This window comes from Intestinimonas sp. MSJ-38, assembly GCF_018917925.1.
Classification (GTDB): domain Bacteria; phylum Bacillota; class Clostridia; order Oscillospirales; family Butyricicoccaceae; genus Pseudobutyricicoccus.
In genome coordinates this window covers 77,906-95,411 of sequence record NZ_JAHLPO010000011.1, presented here as the reverse complement: position 1 = coordinate 95,411, position 17,506 = coordinate 77,906, and the positions used below count along the sequence as shown (strand labels likewise).

Sequence of the window (17,506 nt, the reverse complement as noted above, 5' to 3'; positions counted from 1 at the left end):
ATGTGTTCAGTCGACTGATACTAATAGGCCGAGGGCTTGACCTAAATATTGGGCAACCTCGTTTCCGAATTTCCTTCCTTGTTCAGTTTTCATTGTGCTTTTGCCAATGAAAGCGCAATTTGAAATGCACCTTTAGCTCAGTTGGTAGAGCAACTGACTCTTAATCAGTGGGTCCCGGGTTCGAGTCCCTGAAGGTGCACCAGCATGAATGTCCGCTCGCTCTGCGAGCGAGCGGACTTCATATAAATGCAGCATGTGGCCCGTTGGTCAAGCGGTTAAGACGGCGGCCTCTCACGCCGCAAACAGGAGTTCGATTCTCCTACGGGTCACCAAGTTTATTATCCTTTTGGGGTTAATAATATAAATTGAATAGTAAGTGCCAATGACCGTGAGGGTCCACCTGTTCCCATTTCGAACACAGAAGTTAAGCTCACGAGTGCCGAAAATACTTGGCTGGCGACGGCCTGGGAAAATAGGTCGGTGCTTACACAAAAAACAAGACAGGATTGTTCCTGTCTTGTTTTTTACATAGAGCGTGGTAAAAATTAGAAAAAGTTCATTCTTTCCTGAAAAATAGAGTGAAGTTTTGCTTGCAAAAGTGTAAAAAATCCGGGAAAATAGCCGGGAAAAGCGGATTGTTACCCTTTCGTAATTGCTATTGTGGGGTGAGAAGCATATAATGGAAGGCAGAAGCCCGTCCTGTTGACGGATCTTATGAAGTGGAGGGTGCAGAATGGCCCAAGTGACCCAGGAAGAAAAATTGAATCAAGTGCAAGGAAAAAGCCCATCGGGGAAATACGCTGATGGAAAGCGTCCTTTTTTTCGTAAACCCCTAGGAATAGCCGCCATTGGAGCAGGGGCTCTTATGGTGCTGGTTTGCATTGCTTTGGCCGGGGTCCTGTTTTTGTATCAGGGCATCTATCCCGGTGTGCAGGTGGGAGATCTCTCTGTGGGGAAGATGAAGCAGAAGGAAGCACAGACAGCCCTGGAGCAGGAGTATGCTCAAAAACAGGATCTTCTGAAGAATGTGACCATGGTGGTCAACGGCGCAGAACATCAACTGGATATCAGTCAGATGAATGCCGCCTATAACCTGAAACAGACGGCGGAAAATGCCTGGGATTATGGCAGAGAAGGCAATGTATTTCATCGGATTGGCCAGATTGCCCAGGCGGCCTTTGGCGGAGCTCAGGTGGACATTGTGGTGGATGTGGATCGTCAGCAAGTGCTGGATCAGATGGAACCCATTGTGCAGCAGGTGAGCCAGCAGGTGATCGAACCCACCTACACCCTGGAAGGGGAAACACTGGTGGTGGACAAAGGACAGGCCGGCTATCAGGTGGACAAAGAGGACCTGACAGAGCTTTTGCTGAAGCATCTTCGGGAAGGCTCAGAGGGCAAGGTGGAATACACCGCTCCGGTGGTAGAACCCAGCCCGGTGAGCATGGAGGATATCCACAACCAGTTGTCAGTGGAGGCCCACAGCGCCTATCTGGATTTGGCTAACGATCCTTCGGGAAATACCATCGTTCCCTCCCAGTCGGGGGCGGAGTTTGATGCGGCCCAGGCCCAGCAGACTGTGGATGCTTCGGAAGAGCGGATGGTGCAGATTCCGGTGCAGCTGATTGAGCCGGAAGTGACCACAGAGGAGCTGCAGAGTGTGCTCTTCCGGGACACTCTGGGCAGCAGTACCACCAAATTCAATGCCAGTCTTACAGGGCGTACCACCAATGTGAAACTGGCGGCCCAGAGGATCAATGGAACGATCCTCAACCCTGGGGATGTATTTTCCTATAATGATACAGTAGGCCCCCGTACTTATGCCGCAGGTTTTAAGGATGCCACCGTCTTTGCCAATGGCGGCGCCGAGGACGGCGTAGGCGGCGGCATCTGTCAGGTGTCTTCGACCCTGTATGTGGCCACCCTCCGGGCCGATCTGGAGATCGTGGAGCGGAAAAACCACAGCTTGTATGTGAGCTATGTGCCGCTGGGACAGGACGCTACCGTGGCCTATGGAGCGGTGGACTATCGCTTCAAAAATAATACCAATTATCCCATCAAAGTGGTGGCTTACACCAAAGGTTCTTCTTTGACGGTTTCTCTGCTGGGAACACAGACCCAGAACAAGAAGGTGGAGATCGTCACCCAGACTTTGTCCTATGATCCTTTCCAGGTGATTTACCAGGGGGATTCCTCTCTGGCCCCGGGAACAACACAGGTTAAAAATGGCGGTTATCCCGGGTATAAGACGGTGTCTTATCGGGTGGTGTACATCGACGGCAAGGAAGTCAGCCGGACACTGGAAAACAACAGCAGCTATAAGCGTGTGGATAAGGTGATCCTGCAAGGGCCTGCGCATGCTCCGGAACCCACACCGGAACCGACACCAGAGCCCACGCCCGAACCGACGCCGGAGCCTACCACGCCGACGGAACCAACACAAACCCCCAGTGAAACCACTCCCACACCCTGAATCCCATAGCGGATGCCCAGATAGAGAGACACCCCAGGAGGAAATGGAATGAAACTCAGCATTTTCTATATCCGCAGCATGGCCCGCGGGTTGATGCGTCAAAATTACGGCACCTGTATGGCCAGCATGGGTATTCTTTTGGTGATTACCCTTGCCTTCAGCGTGTTGCAGCAGACCTTCCTTTTCAGCGATACGCAGGGCTTGCGGGCTTTGATCGTGACTCTTTTGCTCAGCTTGTTGTCTTTGGCGATCCTCTCCCCGGCCAATGTGGGAAGCAAAGAGGTGCTGTGCGATGTGGCTTCCAGCCGGGAGACCAAGGCTGGAAAGGTGTTGGCCTGGTATGGAGATGCCGGAAAAATCCGCCAGTCCATTCTGTTGCAGCTGCTTCAGTCGGTGATTTTCCTGTGCATCGGAGCGGTCTTTGGTCTTTTGATCTTTGGCGGCGCCTATCTGGCCGGGATGGACTATGTGGCCAATTTGCAAAGCACCGATGTGCAGAAGCAGCTGGAAGGGCTGATGCAGGTGTATCAGCTGATGTTCCTCACCATTGTTCCTTCCTATCTGGTGGCAGTTCCCTTTTTGCCGGCGCCTTATTTGCTGGCCCAGCAGCCGGAGAAAAAACCTTGGAGCTGTATCCGGGAAAGCCGTCGGCTGGTCCGCGGTCATTATTGGAAGTATGTAGGAATACAGATGCTGTCCATGCTGCAATTTTTGGGCTATGCCATTCTGATTTCAGTGGTGTGCTCCATTTTCTCCGGCGGTGATCTGAATACGGCCACCACCAGCGCCACTTTGCTGGCCCAGTTGGTGCTTTATTTCAGCATTCTGCCTCATCTGGATATCAGCACGGCCCTGTTCCTCAACGATGTGCGGGTACGCAACCAGGTGAAAAGCGAAGAAATGGGCGGAGAAAGCCTGTAAGAGCAAAAGATAAAATGATGGATGTATGGTCCCCTGTCATGGCTTGTAAAAAGTGGCCATGGCAGGGGACTTTTTGTGCTCCATTGTGGCCTTGAAGGGAAATGGTTTGATTTTTGCCGGGAAAATCCCACGGCCTTTGCTTTACGCCAGGGGAAAGTTGTGATATGATAGTGTTTAGTGAATAAACCGCAAACCGGCGTGTTGGTGCAGTGTTGGCCGCATCGATCGCAAGCGCCGGAACAAATCGGCAGAAGAAAGGTGGAGAGGGCAGAAATGTTTGATCTTTTGATCAAAAATGGTACGGTGATCGATGGTACAGGTGAGGCTCGGTTTACAGCCGATGTGGCCATCACAGGGGAGAAAATTGCAGCGATTGAACCCCATATTCCGGTAGAGGAGGCCCGACAGGTGATCGATGCTCAGGGCCTGGTGGTGGCCCCAGGGTTTATCGACATTCATTCCCACTCAGATACCTATTTTCTCCGGGATGACCGGGGAGAATCCCGGATCTATCAGGGTGTGACCACCGAGCTGGCGGGCCAGTGTGGTTCCACCATCTATCCCTGCCCGCCGGAGCACATGGAGCGCATACGAGGCTTTGCCGATGCGGCAGTACGGGACTATGCTTCGGCCTCCTTTGGTGAGTTTTTGGAAAAGGTACAGCGGGACGGCAAAAAGATGGGCACCAATCTAGTGCCGCTCATCGGCCACGGCGCTTTGCGCTGCGGCGTGATGGGGTATGAGGACCGGCCGGCCACAAAGGAAGAGCTGGAGGAGATGAAGCGGCTGCTGGATGAGGATATGGCCCATGGAGTCTGGGGCCTGTCCCTGGGGCTGGGGTATACCCCTGGTGTGTCCTCTGACCAGGAGGAGTTGTGCGCTTTGGGAGAAGTGGTGGCCCGCTATCAGGGCATTATTACCTCCCATATGCGGGATCAGGGCCTGGGTACGCCCCGCTCCCTGGAGGAGATGTACGAGATCAACCGGCGCACCGGGGCCCATGTGCATATTGCTCATTTCAAAGCCAGCGGCCGGGCAGCCTGGGGCAAAGCGCCGGAGTTTGTGGACAATGTGCGGAAAGCCCAGAAGGACGGAATTCATGTGACGGTGGATCTGTATCCCTATCTGGCCGCCTCTTCTGGCATCACCAATTCCTTCCCCAAGTGGACCATCCAGGGGGGGAAAGAAAAGGCTGTGGCTATCTTGCAAGACCCGGAAAAGCGGGGAGAGATCATCCGCCAGCTGGAAGAGCGTTTTTCCACAAAGGAAGACGGGGAAGGGCTTTATGTGGTCACCACCGAGGGACGGTATCCCCCGGCGGACGGCAAGAACATCTGGCAGCTCAGCCAGGAGCTGGGGCTGTCCATGGCCGAAACCATCGCCCAGGTGACGGTGGAGACCCAGGCCCAGGCCACCTGCATTTCCTTTGCCATGTGCCAGGAAGATGTGGATTATATGCTGTCCCAAAAAGATTTTGCCATCGGCTCCGACGGCGTGTCCCTGCCCCTGGCGCCGGAAGAAAACGAAGGCAAACCCCATCCCCGGAATTTCGGCACCTTCCCTTGCTTTTTGCGTCTGGCCCGGGAGAAGGGATTCTGCACTCTGGAGGAAGCGGTACACCGGATCACCGGCCTTTCGGCCCGGATCATCGGCCTGAAAGACAGAGGTATTCTCCGGCCGGGAATGCAGGCCGATATCACGGTGTTTGACGGGGAGAAAGTGACCGACAAAGCCACCTATGAAAACCCCTTCCAGAAGCCCGAAGGGATTCATCATGTGTTCATGGCCGGTCAGGCCGCCTTGCTCCATGGAGAGCAGACCGATGCCCGTTTGGGCCGTTTCCTTTTAAAAAAGCAGGGGTTTTCGGGGGAATATTCAATAAGCCTTGACAAAAAATGATTTTAAATTTATAATTTCAGTGTTATCGTTGCGTATAGCAAGAACGACTTGGACCGATTTCCTGATCCTGGGAAATGCAAGGCCATACGGACAGCCCGGTCAACTGCCGATTGTGGGGTTTCCCACATCTATTGATTGCGTCTTTGGCGCAGCTTTTATAAGTTGGCAACTTAATTGCCAGTTGGTTACTTTATAACCAAAAGTGTACTAGGGTACACGCTTGTGAAATGGTCAATAAGAGTAGTAAAAGTAGTTCTTACTATACAGACTCTAAAAATCAAAAGGGCGGCCCAGGGGCTTTCCACCCAAGGCGCCTGTCTGTTGGCCGATTTGACAAGATGTACCGCAGTACGCTGTGGTACATCTTTTTTTTCGGAGGTGCGTCATGGGCGGAAAAATGAAACTGTATGGGTTCAACAACCTGACCAAGTCCCTGAGCTTTAATATCTACGACATCTGTTATGCCAAAACAGCCCGGGAGCAGCAGGATTATATCAAGTATATCAACGAACAATATAACTCTGATCGTCTCACCGAGATCCTGACCCGCCTCACCGAGATGATCGGCGCCACGGTGCTCAACATCTCCAAGCAGGACTATGAGCCCCAGGGGGCCAGCGTCACCTTCCTCATCGCCGAGGAGAGCATGGTGAAAAACCGTAGCGGCGAGACGGTGGTGGCCCATCTGGACAAAAGCCATGTGACGGTGCACACCTATCCGGAATACCATCCGGAGACCTCCATCGCCACCTTCCGGGTGGATATCGATGTGGCCACCTGCGGCCAGATCACCCCGCTGTCCACACTGGACTTTCTCATCGGCAGCTTTGACTCCGATATCATCACCATTGATTACAGAGTCCGGGGCTTTACCCGGAACATGGAAGGGGAAAAGATCTTCATCGATCATTCCATCACTTCCATTCAGGACTATATCAGCCAGGACATTCTGCAGAAATACGACGCCGTGGACATCAATGTGTACCAGGCCAATATGTTCCACAGTAAGCTGCTGATCAAGGACATCGTGCTGCAGAATTACCTCTTCAATTCCGATGTGTATGAGATCCCGCCCAAGGTGCGGCTGGATATCACCAATGCCCTGCGCCGGGAAATGATCGAGATCTTCAGCGGCGCCAATGTGTTTCAGGAGGTGAAAGGCTGATGGATCAGGACCGCGCTCCTTTGCAGGAAGCCCTGGAGCGGATGCGCCGGGACCGGCTGGTGCCCTTTGATGTGCCCGGCCACAAGCGGGGCCGGGGCAACCCGGAACTGACCCGCTTTCTGGGAGAACAGTGCCTTTCAGTGGATGTAAACTCCATGAAGCCCCTGGATAACCTGTGCCACCCCACCAGCGTGATAAGAGAGGCCGAAGAGCTGGCCGCCGACGCTTTCGGAGCAGCCCATGCCTTCTTTATGGTGGGAGGCACCACCTCTTCGGTACAGGCCATGGTGCTCTCCAATGTGAAAAAAGGGGACGAGATCATCCTGCCCCGGAATGTGCACCAAAGCGTCATCAACGCCCTGGTGCTCTGCGGCGCCACGCCGGTGTATATCAACCCCCAAAGCGATAAAAGTCTGGGCATTGCCCTGGGAATGTCCCTCAGCGATGTGCGCGCCACCATGGAGCGCCATCCGGGTGCCAAGGCCATTTTGATCAACAATCCCACCTATTACGGTATTTGTTCCGATCTCAAGTCCATCACCGAAGCGGCCCATCAGAAGGGAATGAGGGTGCTGGTGGACGAAGCCCACGGGACCCATTTCTATTTCGGCCGGAATATGCCCATTTCCGCCATGGCCGCCGGGGCCGATATGGCGGCGGTGAGCATGCATAAATCCGGCGGTTCCCTGACTCAAAGCTCGGTGCTGCTGTGCGGCAAGAATGTAAATCCCCATTATGTGCGCCAGATCATCAACCTGACCCAGACCACCAGCGGCTCCTATCTGCTGCTGTCCAGCCTGGACATTTCCCGGCGGAATCTGGCCACCCGGGGCCAGGAGATCTTCGACAAGGTAGAGCGCTTTGCTGGCTATGCCCGGGAGGAAATCGGGAAGATCGGGGATTATTTCGTCTATTCCAAGGACCTGGTCAACGGGGATAGCATCTTTGATTTTGACACCACCAAGCTGTCGGTGAACACCCTGGGGCTGGGTCTGGCCGGGATCGAAGTCTATGACATCCTGCGGGATGAATACGATATCCAGATCGAGTTCGGAGATCTGGGGAATATTCTGGCCTATATCTCTGTGGGAGACAAGACCAAGAACATCGAACGGCTGATCAGCGCCCTCAGCGAGATCCGCCGCCTTTATAAAAAAGAGCGGAAAGGGATGCTGGAGGACGAGTATATCACCCCGGAAGTGATCCGCACCCCTCAGGAGGCCTTTTACGCCGACAAAATCAGCCTGCCTCTCCACGAGTGCGAGGGCAAGGTGTGCGCCGAGTTTGTCATGTGCTATCCCCCGGGCATCCCGGTGCTGGCCCCCGGCGAGAAGATCACCCGGGCCATCATCGATTATATCCAGTATGCCAAGAGCAAGGGCTGCGTGCTCACCGGGCCGGAAAGCATGGATGTGACCCGGCTCAATGTGCTGAAAGGAGAATGAGATGGACGATCTTTGGTACAGCGAATATCATACGCCAAATGTGCGTTTTTCCATCAAGGTGACCAGTCAGCTGCACTTTGAAAAAAGCGATTATCAGACCATCGGTGTGTTTGATTCCCCGGAATTCGGCCGTTTTCTCACTCTGGACGGCATTATGATGCTGACAGAAAAGGACGAGTTCATCTATCACGAAATGATCACTCACCCCGCCTTTGCTGTTTGCCCGGGGATTTCCCGGGTGCTGGTCATCGGGGCCGGGGATGGGGGCGTGGCCCGGGAACTGGCCAAGTATCCGCAGATCCGCCAGATCGACATTGTGGAGATCGACGAGCGGGTGGTGGAGGTCAGCCGCAAGTTTCTGCCCCAGACCGCCTGCGGCTTTTCCGACAGCCGGGTGACTCTGTTCTTTGCGGACGGGCTGAAATTCGTCCGCCGGAAGGAAAATGAGTACGATCTGATCATCGTGGACTCCACCGATCCCTTTGGCCCGGGAGAAGTGCTTTTCACCCGGGAATTTTATGGAAACTGTTACCGGGCCCTCACCGAAAAGGGCATTCTGATCAACCAGCACGAAAGTCCCTTCTATGAGGGGGATGCTCAGGAAATGCGCCAGGCCCACAAACGGCTCAGCCGAGTTTTCCCCGTCAGCCGGGTGTATCAGGCCCACATTCCCACCTATCCTTCGGGCCATTGGCTCTTTGGCTTTGCCAGCAAGGGCCTGGACCCTCTGGAGGACCAGCAGGAGAGCGGGTGGGAGCTTCTGCGCATTCCCACCCGCTACTATAATTCCCAGCTGCACCGGGGCGCTTTCTATCTTCCCAATTATGTAAAGGAGCTTTTGGCCGATGAATAAAAACATCCAGACCTTCCTGGCCTGTGACGCCGATTACGATCAGGCCGATCTGGTGCTCTTCGGGGCGCCCTTTGATGGCACCACTTCTTTCCGGCCGGGCACCCGGTTCGGCCCTTCGGCCATCCGGAATGAGAGCTTTGGCATCGAGACCTATTCCCCTTATTGCGACAAGGATCTCACCGACTGCCGCATCTGCGACGGGGGGGATCTGGAGCTGCCCTTCGGCAACACGCCCCGGGTGCTGGAGATGATCCGCAGTCAGACCGAGGAGATTCTGAAAGACGGGAAAAAGTTCCTCATGCTGGGCGGCGAGCATCTGGTGACCCTGGGCGCTTTGGAAGCGGTGGCGGACAAGCACCCCGATCTGCATGTGATCCATTTTGACGCCCACACCGACCTGCGCACCGAGTATCTGGGAGAAGAACTGTCCCATTCCACCGTGCTGTATCATGCGTGGAAGCTGTTGGGGGACGGACGCATCCACCAGTTCGGCATTCGCAGCGGCGAAAAATACGAATTTGAGTTTGCCAGAGAGCACACCCATCTGCACAAGTTTGATCTGAAGGGTTTTGCAGAGACGGTACAGCGCCTCCAGGGCAAGCCGGTATATTTCACACTGGATCTGGATGTGCTGGACCCTTCCATTTTCTGCGGCACCGGTACACCGGAGGCCGGAGGCATCACCTTCAAAGAGCTGATGGAAGCCATTTTGCTTCTGCATAAACTGGACATTGTAGGCTGTGATATCAACGAGCTTTCCCCCCACTATGACCACAGCGGCACATCCACCGCCGTGGCCTGCAAGGTGACACGGGAAATCCTGTTGCAGCTTTTGCACAACCATTAACATCCAAGGAAAAGGAGAGAGAACCATGGGAAAATGCATGATCATCGGCTGCGGCGGCGTGGCCAGCGTAGCCATTCATAAGTGCTGCCAGAACAGCGAGGTTTTTGATGAGATCATCATCGCCAGCCGCACCAAGAGCAAGTGCGATGAGCTGAAGGAAAAACTGGAGGGTACCACCAAGACCAAGATTTACACCGAGCAGGTGGACGCCGACAAGGTGGACGAGCTGATCGCCCTCATCGAAAAATATAAGCCCGATGTGGTGCTCAACCTGGCCCTGCCCTATCAGGACCTGACCATCATGGACGCCTGCCTGGCCACAAAGACCCATTATGTGGACACCGCCAACTACGAGCCCCTGGACACCGCCAAGTTTGAATACAAGTGGCAGTGGGCCTATCGGGAGAAGTTCAAGGAAGCGGGCATCTGCGCCCTGCTGGGCAGCGGCTTTGACCCGGGCGTCACCAGCGTCTTTTCCGCCTATGCGCTGAAGCATCATTTTGATGAGATCCATTATATCGATATCCTGGACTGCAACGGCGGCGACCACGGCTATCCCTTTGCCACAAACTTCAACCCCGAGATCAACATCCGGGAAGTGTCCGCCAAGGGCAGCTATTGGGAGAACGGCCACTGGGTGGAGACCGAGCCCATGGAGATCAAGCGGGAGTATGACTTTGACCAGGTGGGCCACAAGGATATGTACCTGCTGCACCACGAAGAGCTGGAGAGCCTGGGGCTGAACATCCCCGGCATCAAGCGCATCCGGTTCTTCATGACCTTCGGCCAGAGCTATCTCACCCACCTGAAGTGCCTGGAGAATGTGGGCATGACCTCCATCGAGCCGGTGGAATACGAAGGCCACAAGATCGTGCCTCTCCAGTTCCTCAAGGCGCTGCTGCCCGATCCCGCCAGCCTGGGCCCTCGCACTGTGGGCAAGACCAACATCGGCTGCATTTTCCAGGGCGTGAAGGACGGCAAGGAAAAGACTTATTATCTCTATAATGTGTGTGATCATCAGGAGTGCTATAAGGAAGTGGGCAGCCAGGCGGTGTCCTACACCACCGGCGTGCCGGCTATGATCGGCGCCATGCTGGTGATGAACGGCACCTGGAACAAGCCTGGTGTATGGAACATGGAAGAGTTCGATCCCGATCCCTTCATGGATGCTCTGAATAAATGGGGTCTGCCCTGGACCGAGAACTTTAACCCGGTGCTGGTGGACTAATGGACAAAGGCCTTATGGGGGTGCAGACCCCCTGTTATGTGGTGGATGAAAAGCGCCTGCGGGAGAATTTGACCATTCTCCGACAGGTGGCGGAGGAGGCCGGCTGCAAGATCCTGCTGGCCCAGAAAGCTTTTTCCATGTTTGCGGTTTATCCCCTCATCGGGGAGTATCTGGCGGGCACCACCGCCAGCGGCCTGTTTGAGGCCAAGCTGGGCAAAGAAGAGATGGGCGGGGAGACCCACATCTTTTCGGCTGCCTATGTGGAGGAGGAGTTTGAGGAGATTTTGCAGGTGTGCGACCACATCTCCTTCAATTCCTTTGCCCAGTGGAAAAAATACCGGGAGCGGGCGTTGAAAGCGGGAAAAAGCTGTTCCATCCGCATCAATCCGGAACACTCCACCCAGGAGCATGGCATCTATGATCCCTGTGCCGCAGGTTCCCGCCTGGGCGTCACCCGGAAGAACTTTGAGCCGGAAGAGTTGGAGGGCATCGAAGGGCTTCATTTCCACACTCTGTGCGAGCAAAACAGCGATGCGCTGGTGGAGACGGTGCAGGCGGTAGAAGAGAAATTCGGCCCCTTCCTTCATCAGATGAAATGGGTGAATTTCGGCGGCGGCCACCATATCACCCGGCCGGATTATGACCGGAAAGCCCTGATCGATTGCATCCGGGCCTTCCGGGAGAAATACGATGTGCAGGTCTATCTGGAGCCGGGAGAAGCCATCGCCTATTATGCAGGCTACCTGGTGACAAAGGTGCTGGATGTGGTGGAAAACGGCATCCGGATCGCTTTGCTGGATGCGTCGGCGGCCTGCCATATGCCCGATGTGATCGAAATGCCCTATCGCCCCCCCTTGATGGACAGCAGGGAGGCGGGAGAAAAGGCTTATACCTACCGGCTGGCAGGCAGCACCTGTCTGGCCGGGGATGTGATCGGCGATTATTCCTTTGACCATCCTTTGAAAGAAGGGGACAAGCTGGTGTTTGAGGATATGGCCATCTATTCCATGGTGAAAAACAACACTTTCAACGGCATCTGCTTGCCCTCTATCGCTCTGTGGAAAGAGGACGGCAGCATCCAGGTGATCCGCCGGTTCGGATACCAGGATTTCAAAGGCCGGCTGTCTTAACAAAACAAAAATCCCCGGCGGCCAAACCGGCGCCGCCTATGAGGTGAAGCAGATGATCGTGGCAAAATTCGGCGGCAGTTCTCTGGCAGACGCCGCCCAGTTCCGCCGGGTGCGGGATATCGTTTTGGCGGATAGCCGCCGTCAGGTGGTGGTGCCCTCGGCCCCGGGCAAACGCTTTCCCCAGGACGAAAAGGTCACCGATCTGTTTTACCAGTGCCACAAGGCCCGGCAGAAGGGGGAGCCCTTCCAGCCGGTGCTGGAGGTCATCCGGGGCCGCTATGGGGAGATCGCCGAAAACCTGGGTCTGGCATTGGACCTGGACGGCATTTTCCAGCAGATCTGGGAGCAGATCGCCCGGGGAGCCGGTCCGGATTACTGCGCCAGCCGGGGAGAGTTTGTCAACGGCCAGCTGCTGGCGGAATATCTGGGGTTTTCCTTCCTGGATGCGGCCCAGGCCATCGTTTTTGATGACGACGGCAAGCTGGATGAAGAGGAGACCAACTCTCTTTTGCAGCAGGAATTGCTGGAACGGGTGCCGGTGGTGCTGCCCGGATTTTACGGCAGAGGTCCCCAGGGACAGATCAAGGTCTTTTCCCGGGGCGGCAGCGATGTGACCGGGGCCTTGGCGGCCCGGGCCGTGGGAGCGGAGGTCTATGAAAACTGGACCGATGTATCCGGTTTCCTCATGGCCGATCCCCGGATCGTTCAGGACCCTCAGCCCATCCGCCATCTGACCTATCATGAGATGTATGCCCTCAGTTGCGCCGGGGCCACGGTGCTTCATGAGGACAGCGTAGGCCCGGTGAGCCGGGCGGGAATCGCCACCAATATCCGCAATACCAACCGCCCGGATCATCCTGGTACCATGATCACCAGCACAGCGGTGGAGCGGGAGAACTTCTCCATTTTTGCCGGCATTGCCGGCCGGAAGGGGTATAGTCTGGTGCTGCTGGAGGGGGAGGACCCCCAGCAGGGAGCGTTTGCCCAGAAGATCCTCCGGGCCGCCCGGGCCCATGGTATGGACCCCCAGGCTCCGGCTGTCAGTGGCGCCCATATCAGCTTTTTGGTGGACAGCGGGGAATATGAGCACGAGGAAGAAGAATTCGCCGCCAGAGCCGCCGTTCTGGGCGCGGTTCAGCCGCCGGAGGTACACACCGGCTTTGCCTGTATTGTGCTGGTGGGCTACGGCGTGCCTCATAACCACCGGACCCTCAGCCGGATTTTCCAGACCTTGCAGAGCCGGAATATTCCGGTGGCCATGATCCATCAAGGCATCAGCGAGATCAGCACCTGGGTGGGCGTGGGAGAAGAATATATGGAAGAAGCCATCCGGGCTCTCTATCTGGAGTTCTCCAAAGGAAAATAAAAAGCATTGTACCCTGCCGCTTTCGCGGCAGGGCTTTTTCTTTGTTGACATACCTGGAAGCTCTAAGTATAATAAAAGCATAGAATCTCTAGGCATGGGAGGTGGGAATATGACGGTGGACAAGGGATATCTGGCAGGCGGCGCTTCTCTTTTGGTGCTTTCTCTTTTGGAGAAAGAAGACCAATATGGGTACCAGATCATCAGGCGGCTGGAAGAGCGGAGCCAGAAGGTGTTTTCTCTTCAGGAAGGAACGCTCTATCCGGTGCTGCACAAGCTGGAGAACAAGGGGTATATCACATCCTATGAGCAGCAGGCCCCCACCGGGCGAATGCGGAAATATTACCGGATCACCCCGGAAGGGCTGCAGCAGCTGGTGGAGGAAAAGAAGCGGTTCGAGGAATTTGCCGGAGCGGTGCGCCAGGTGATGGGAGGTGGCTTGTGTGAAACAGGAGCCTTTTGAAAAGTGGCTGGAAAAAGTGCTGCACAGAGTTCATTACCGGCCGGACCGGCAAGCCATCGCCAGGGAGCTGCGAGGCCATTTTGAGGACGGTGTGGAGTTTTACCAGGAAGAGGGCCTGGAAGAAGAACAGTGCCGGGAAAGGGCCTTGCTGGACCTGGGAGAGCCGGAAGGGGTAGGAAATCTGCTTAACTGGGAGCACAGTCCCTTGCTGGGCTATGGGCTTCTGGTGGTCAATCTTTTGGCGGCCCTGCTGCTCATCCCGGCTCTGCTGGCATTGGGCAGCGCCTGTTATGAAGGTATATCCCAATACCAGCAATGGATGCCTGGGTATAAGCTGGAGGATGTGCCTCTGGCCTGGGAGCAGGATCTGGGGGAAGGGGTTTGGGTGGACAGCACCTATCTGCGCTATACCAAGGCCCTTTGCACCGAGGAAGGGGATCTGTATGTGTTTTATCTGAAATGCACCCTTCCCGGTTTCATCGAGCAGGCGCCGGTGGCCCAGGTCGCCGATAGCCAGGGAGAAATTTACCCTATGCAGCGGGTGAGCGGGCAAAATAGCCCGTTGGCCTTCGGCTATATCCAGGTGCCGGAATACCCCACTGAGGAAGAAGATTTTCAGCTGCTCTATGTCCGGAGTGACCGTTCCTATCGTCTGGAGGTGGAGGCATGAATCGTCTTAGAAGGGAAAAGCTTTTGCGGCGCTTTGTATTTCTGCTGTTGTTTGTGGTGCTGTTCCGCAGCTTCTGGCCCCTGTATGTGACACCCTGGGGGGCGCAGAGAGCTTTTCAGAGGCAGTATCACTGGGGGCCGGGACGGGTGCTCTGTCAGGAAGAAGGCCAGCGGGAATATCGGCTGCTTGCCTGGGAAGGAGATACCGCTCTGGTGGTATTGCAGCGCTGGGGGCCTTTCTGGATGGCCGAGGGCAATGTGCCGGCCCTTTTGATGGGAGAAAATAGCCTTTTGTACAGCTGGCGCAGTTGGGGCGGAGAAGAATATGAGCTTGTGGTCTATGGCAAGACCGAGGACAACCGGATCAGCCAGGTGGAAGTGGAATTCCTCACCGGGGAAACAAGAAGGCAGGAAGTGACTTCGGAAGGGGGCTTTTTGCTTGTGGAAAGCCGGGGTACTTCCGATGATTTTTATGTGAAAACCATCCGGGGACTGGATGAGAAGGGCAACATCATAACCGAAGATGTGATCATCAAACGATAGCGAACAAAAAAAGGACGGCAAACGCCGTCCTTTTTTGCAGTGTTGTTTTTAATACTTATCGGACAGATAGTGGGTAGGAGCCGAAGCAGAAGGAACCGAGGAGAATTGATCATCGGCAGCGACAGGCGAACCGGAAGCGGGCTTGTCGGCCTTCAGCTGGAACTGATCCAGCAGGTTCTTCATCACACCGGCCTGACCGGACAGCTCTTCGCTGGCGGCGGCGCTTTCTTCCGAGGTGGCGGAGTTGGTCTGCACCACGCTGGAGATCTGGTCGATGCCCACCGAAATCTGGGAGATGGAGTCGGCCTGCTCGTTGGAAGCCTGGGCGATCTTTTCGATCATGTCCAGGATATCCTGAGCAGCGGTGGCTACATCGTTGAAGGCAGCATCGGTGCGATGGGCAATCTCTTCACCGCGGGACACATGCTCCAGAGAGTTTTTGATCAGCTGAGTGGTTTCCTTAGCGGCATCGGCGGATTTCTGAGCCAGGCTGCGCACTTCGTCGGCCACCACAGCAAAGCCCTTGCCGGCGTTGCCAGCCCGAGCGGCTTCCACAGCGGCGTTTAGAGCCAGAATGTTGGTCTGGAAGGCGATGTCGTCAATGACCTTGATGATGCTCTGGATGTTGTTGGAGGCCTCGGCGATATCCTGGATGGAAGCCAGCAGATGGGACATCTCTTCCTTGCCCCGGGACACGGTTTCTCCGGCTTCCTTGCCCAGCTTATTGGCCTTCTGGGAGAAGTCGGCGGTGTCGGTGATACGGTTGGAAACATCGGTGATGGAGGCAGACAGCTGTTCCACGCTGCTGGCCTGCTCGGTGGCGCCCTGAGCCAGAGCCTGGGCCCCGTCGGCTACCTGATCGGCGCCAGCGCTGACCTGGGAAGAGGAGACCGCCAGCTCTTCCAGAACATTGCGGATCTTTTCCTGGAAGTGCTCAACGGACTGCTGAATGTGGGCGAAATCGCCGATAAACTGAAAGGGGCAAGTGCAGGTAAAGTTGCCTTTGGAAAATTCGCCCATGCCGTAGTCGATGGCATCCACATATCTGCTCAGCTCCTGGAAGGAGAAGTTCATCTTCTCGGCCAGTTCGCCGAATTCGTTGGCACCTTCGTAATCCATATGGGCTTTCAGATTGCCATGGGACAGCTCAGAAACAGCATCCTTGGCCTTCTCCACGGTCTTGGTCAGCAGTTTTGTGGTGCGGAAGGCGATGTACAGAGCCATGGCCAAAGCAACAACAAACACGGCCAGTGTGGCAAAGAAGAAAAACTGCAGCATTGTCATGGTATGGGTTTCGGCTTCTTGCCGCTGAGTGGCAATGGTGCTGTCAATGTTCCGGACCACAGAAGCCAGTTCTTTCAAAGCAGGGGTGCACTCATTGAGAATGATCTGGCGAGCAGTTTCTGTGTCGCCCTGATCCACTTCATCCATCACTTTGGAAGCAATCTGGAACCAATCTTCAAAGGCGGACTCATACTGATCGGCCAGGCCATCGGATGTGCCATGGGTTTTTTTGAAAACAGCGATCTGCTCAGTGATGGAATCCAGGCTGGAATTGATTTCTTCTTTCAGATCAGCAATTTTGGCAGTGTCGTCGGTCAGCAGCATTTCCCGCAGATCTCTTGCGGCGATATTGGCTTGGATACGGCAGGTTTTCACGGCGTTTTCTGCATTCAGAACCTGGTTGACCAAGGCATCGGTATTCTTGCTGACGCTGACGAGGCCGATGATGCCCAGGGCCGTGATGATGCCGGCCAGCAGGATCATGACACCAAACGCGGAGAGCAAGTAGGGCTTGAGTTTCATTTTGTGAAACATATGGATTCTCCTTTGTAAATGATATGACTTTATCAAAACTGTATCGGAACAGTTTTTTCTGTTTATATCTGTTTATAATAGAAAGGAAAAATCAACCTTTCAGATGCTTGGCCAGTTTCCGGTCTTCTGTGCGGATGTGGGAGATCAGAACGGCGGCCATCTGATTCAGCTGGCCCAGAGCGCGCACAGTGGGACCTTCGGTCAGAAGCTGCTGGGTGGCATTGGAGAGCTGGCGCTTATAGCCATCGTGGAATGTTTTGTGAGGAGGATACCCAGGATAGTTGCTGCTCACCTGGAGCTTTTCCTCATCGCTGAAATGCTTGTTCACATAATTGTTGAGAAATTTGGCGGTGTCCACCAGTTTTTCCCGGCCTTTACCCTGAGCGCAGGCGTCCAGCAGATCGTTGATGGCGGCGAAAAGCTGTTTGTGCTCAGTGTCAATCAGATTGTTGCCGGTAAGTAGATCCTGTGTTAATTCATAACGCATAATAACTTCTCCTGTTTTAAGATTAGAAGCATAGCTTCCATAGGCGGGATCTGGTGCGGGGTATAAACCCTACATCAGATTATATCGACATGAGCCGCAAAAAAATAAAGGATTATTGCAAAAAAATCGGCAGAAATTTGAAAAGGAAATTCGGTATTATTGACGAAAAATTTAGGCCTTTTCCACAGGATGACTTAATTTT

At 54.9% G+C, this 17,506-nt stretch carries 15 protein-coding genes, 2 tRNA genes and 1 rRNA gene; 16 read left to right on the top strand and 2 right to left on the bottom strand.

From position 1 onward, the window contains the following. Positions 1-126: 126 nt before the first annotated feature. The 16 genes from KQI26_RS08700 (at position 127) to KQI26_RS08625 (ending at position 14,999) form a co-directional block, all read left to right on the top strand. A tRNA-Lys gene (locus KQI26_RS08700) sits at positions 127-202 on the top strand. A gap of 55 nt (positions 203-257) precedes the next feature. After that, positions 258-332: transfer RNA gene (locus tag KQI26_RS08695), tRNA-Glu, on the top strand. Positions 333-372: 40 nt separating this feature from the next. Continuing rightward, positions 373-489 (top strand): 5S ribosomal RNA (rrf, locus tag KQI26_RS08690). 376 nt (positions 490-865) lie between these two features. After that, on the top strand, positions 866-2,473 hold the full coding sequence (locus KQI26_RS08685; RefSeq protein ID WP_216504106.1) for a VanW family protein: 1,608 nt from the start codon (positions 866-868) through the stop codon (positions 2,471-2,473). Between the two features lie 48 nt (positions 2,474-2,521). Then, positions 2,522-3,394, top strand: a complete 873-nt coding sequence (locus tag KQI26_RS08680; RefSeq protein WP_118747270.1) for a DUF975 family protein — start codon at positions 2,522-2,524, stop codon at positions 3,392-3,394. Between the two features lie 273 nt (positions 3,395-3,667). Then, complete coding sequence (locus tag KQI26_RS08675; RefSeq protein WP_216504105.1) at positions 3,668-5,293, top strand: amidohydrolase family protein; 1,626 nt, start codon at positions 3,668-3,670, stop codon at positions 5,291-5,293. Between the two features lie 385 nt (positions 5,294-5,678). Next, positions 5,679-6,458, top strand: a complete 780-nt coding sequence (gene speD / locus KQI26_RS08670) for an adenosylmethionine decarboxylase (protein WP_118428480.1) — start codon at positions 5,679-5,681, stop codon at positions 6,456-6,458. Next, entirely contained in the window at positions 6,458-7,903 is a 1,446-nt protein-coding gene (locus tag KQI26_RS08665) for an aminotransferase class I/II-fold pyridoxal phosphate-dependent enzyme (protein ID WP_216504104.1), read from the top strand. Before speD ends, KQI26_RS08665 begins: the two co-directional genes overlap by 1 nt. A 1-nt stretch (position 7,904) precedes the next feature. After that, complete coding sequence (speE, locus tag KQI26_RS08660; RefSeq protein WP_216504103.1) at positions 7,905-8,756, top strand: polyamine aminopropyltransferase; 852 nt, start codon at positions 7,905-7,907, stop codon at positions 8,754-8,756. Next, complete coding sequence (gene speB, locus KQI26_RS08655) at positions 8,749-9,603, top strand: agmatinase (protein ID WP_216504102.1); 855 nt, start codon at positions 8,749-8,751, stop codon at positions 9,601-9,603. The genes speE and speB overlap by 8 nt, the downstream gene beginning before the upstream one ends. Positions 9,604-9,628: 25 nt before the next feature. Beyond that, complete coding sequence (locus KQI26_RS08650; protein WP_118747265.1) at positions 9,629-10,831, top strand: saccharopine dehydrogenase family protein; 1,203 nt, start codon at positions 9,629-9,631, stop codon at positions 10,829-10,831. After that, positions 10,831-11,961, top strand: coding sequence for a carboxynorspermidine decarboxylase (gene nspC, locus KQI26_RS08645; RefSeq protein ID WP_216504101.1), 1,131 nt, complete (start codon positions 10,831-10,833; stop codon positions 11,959-11,961). The genes KQI26_RS08650 and nspC overlap by 1 nt, the downstream gene beginning before the upstream one ends. Positions 11,962-12,013: 52 nt before the next feature. Then, complete coding sequence (locus tag KQI26_RS08640) at positions 12,014-13,327, top strand: aspartate kinase (protein WP_216504100.1); 1,314 nt, start codon at positions 12,014-12,016, stop codon at positions 13,325-13,327. A 109-nt stretch (positions 13,328-13,436) separates the two neighbouring features. Further along, positions 13,437-13,787: a PadR family transcriptional regulator gene (locus KQI26_RS08635; protein WP_118747262.1), complete on the top strand. Its 351-nt coding sequence runs from the start codon at positions 13,437-13,439 to the stop codon at positions 13,785-13,787. Continuing rightward, the gene (locus tag KQI26_RS08630) at positions 13,768-14,457 is read left to right on the top strand and encodes a permease prefix domain 1-containing protein (protein ID WP_118747261.1); all 690 of its coding nucleotides are present in this window, start codon (positions 13,768-13,770) and stop codon (positions 14,455-14,457) included. Before KQI26_RS08635 ends, KQI26_RS08630 begins: the two co-directional genes overlap by 20 nt. After that, a complete protein-coding gene (locus tag KQI26_RS08625) occupies positions 14,454-14,999 on the top strand; it encodes a DUF5044 domain-containing protein (RefSeq protein ID WP_216504099.1) in 546 nt (181 codons plus the stop codon). The genes KQI26_RS08630 and KQI26_RS08625 overlap by 4 nt, the downstream gene beginning before the upstream one ends. Before the next feature lie 48 nt (positions 15,000-15,047). Here the strand turns inward: KQI26_RS08625 and KQI26_RS08620 are convergent, their stop codons facing one another. Then, the gene (locus KQI26_RS08620; RefSeq protein WP_216504098.1) at positions 15,048-16,817 is read right to left on the bottom strand and encodes a methyl-accepting chemotaxis protein; all 1,770 of its coding nucleotides are present in this window, start codon (positions 16,815-16,817) and stop codon (positions 15,048-15,050) included. 91 nt (positions 16,818-16,908) lie between these two features. Further along, entirely contained in the window at positions 16,909-17,304 is a 396-nt protein-coding gene (locus KQI26_RS08615) for a bacteriohemerythrin (RefSeq protein WP_216504097.1), read from the bottom strand. Positions 17,305-17,506 lie beyond the last annotated feature (202 nt).

What these genes read in the sequence shown, in the direction of transcription:
- KQI26_RS08685 (WP_216504106.1), top strand. Translation starts at nt 866, where the DNA reads ATGGTGCTGGTTTGCATTGCTTTGGCCGGGGTCCTGTTTTTGTATCAG.
- KQI26_RS08680 (WP_118747270.1), top strand. Translation starts at nt 2,522, where the DNA reads ATGAAACTCAGCATTTTCTATATCCGCAGCATGGCCCGCGGGTTGATG.
- KQI26_RS08675 (WP_216504105.1), top strand. Translation starts at nt 3,668, where the DNA reads ATGTTTGATCTTTTGATCAAAAATGGTACGGTGATCGATGGTACAGGT.
- speD (WP_118428480.1), top strand. Translation starts at nt 5,679, where the DNA reads ATGGGCGGAAAAATGAAACTGTATGGGTTCAACAACCTGACCAAGTCC.
- KQI26_RS08665 (WP_216504104.1), top strand. Translation starts at nt 6,458, where the DNA reads ATGGATCAGGACCGCGCTCCTTTGCAGGAAGCCCTGGAGCGGATGCGC.
- speE (WP_216504103.1), top strand. Translation starts at nt 7,905, where the DNA reads ATGGACGATCTTTGGTACAGCGAATATCATACGCCAAATGTGCGTTTT.
- speB (WP_216504102.1), top strand. Translation starts at nt 8,749, where the DNA reads ATGAATAAAAACATCCAGACCTTCCTGGCCTGTGACGCCGATTACGAT.
- KQI26_RS08650 (WP_118747265.1), top strand. Translation starts at nt 9,629, where the DNA reads ATGGGAAAATGCATGATCATCGGCTGCGGCGGCGTGGCCAGCGTAGCC.
- nspC (WP_216504101.1), top strand. Translation starts at nt 10,831, where the DNA reads ATGGACAAAGGCCTTATGGGGGTGCAGACCCCCTGTTATGTGGTGGAT.
- KQI26_RS08640 (WP_216504100.1), top strand. Translation starts at nt 12,014, where the DNA reads ATGATCGTGGCAAAATTCGGCGGCAGTTCTCTGGCAGACGCCGCCCAG.
- KQI26_RS08635 (WP_118747262.1), top strand. Translation starts at nt 13,437, where the DNA reads ATGACGGTGGACAAGGGATATCTGGCAGGCGGCGCTTCTCTTTTGGTG.
- KQI26_RS08625 (WP_216504099.1), top strand. Translation starts at nt 14,454, where the DNA reads ATGAATCGTCTTAGAAGGGAAAAGCTTTTGCGGCGCTTTGTATTTCTG.
- KQI26_RS08620 (WP_216504098.1), bottom strand. Translation starts at nt 16,817, where the DNA reads ATGTTTCACAAAATGAAACTCAAGCCCTACTTGCTCTCCGCGTTTGGT.
- KQI26_RS08615 (WP_216504097.1), bottom strand. Translation starts at nt 17,304, where the DNA reads ATGCGTTATGAATTAACACAGGATCTACTTACCGGCAACAATCTGATT.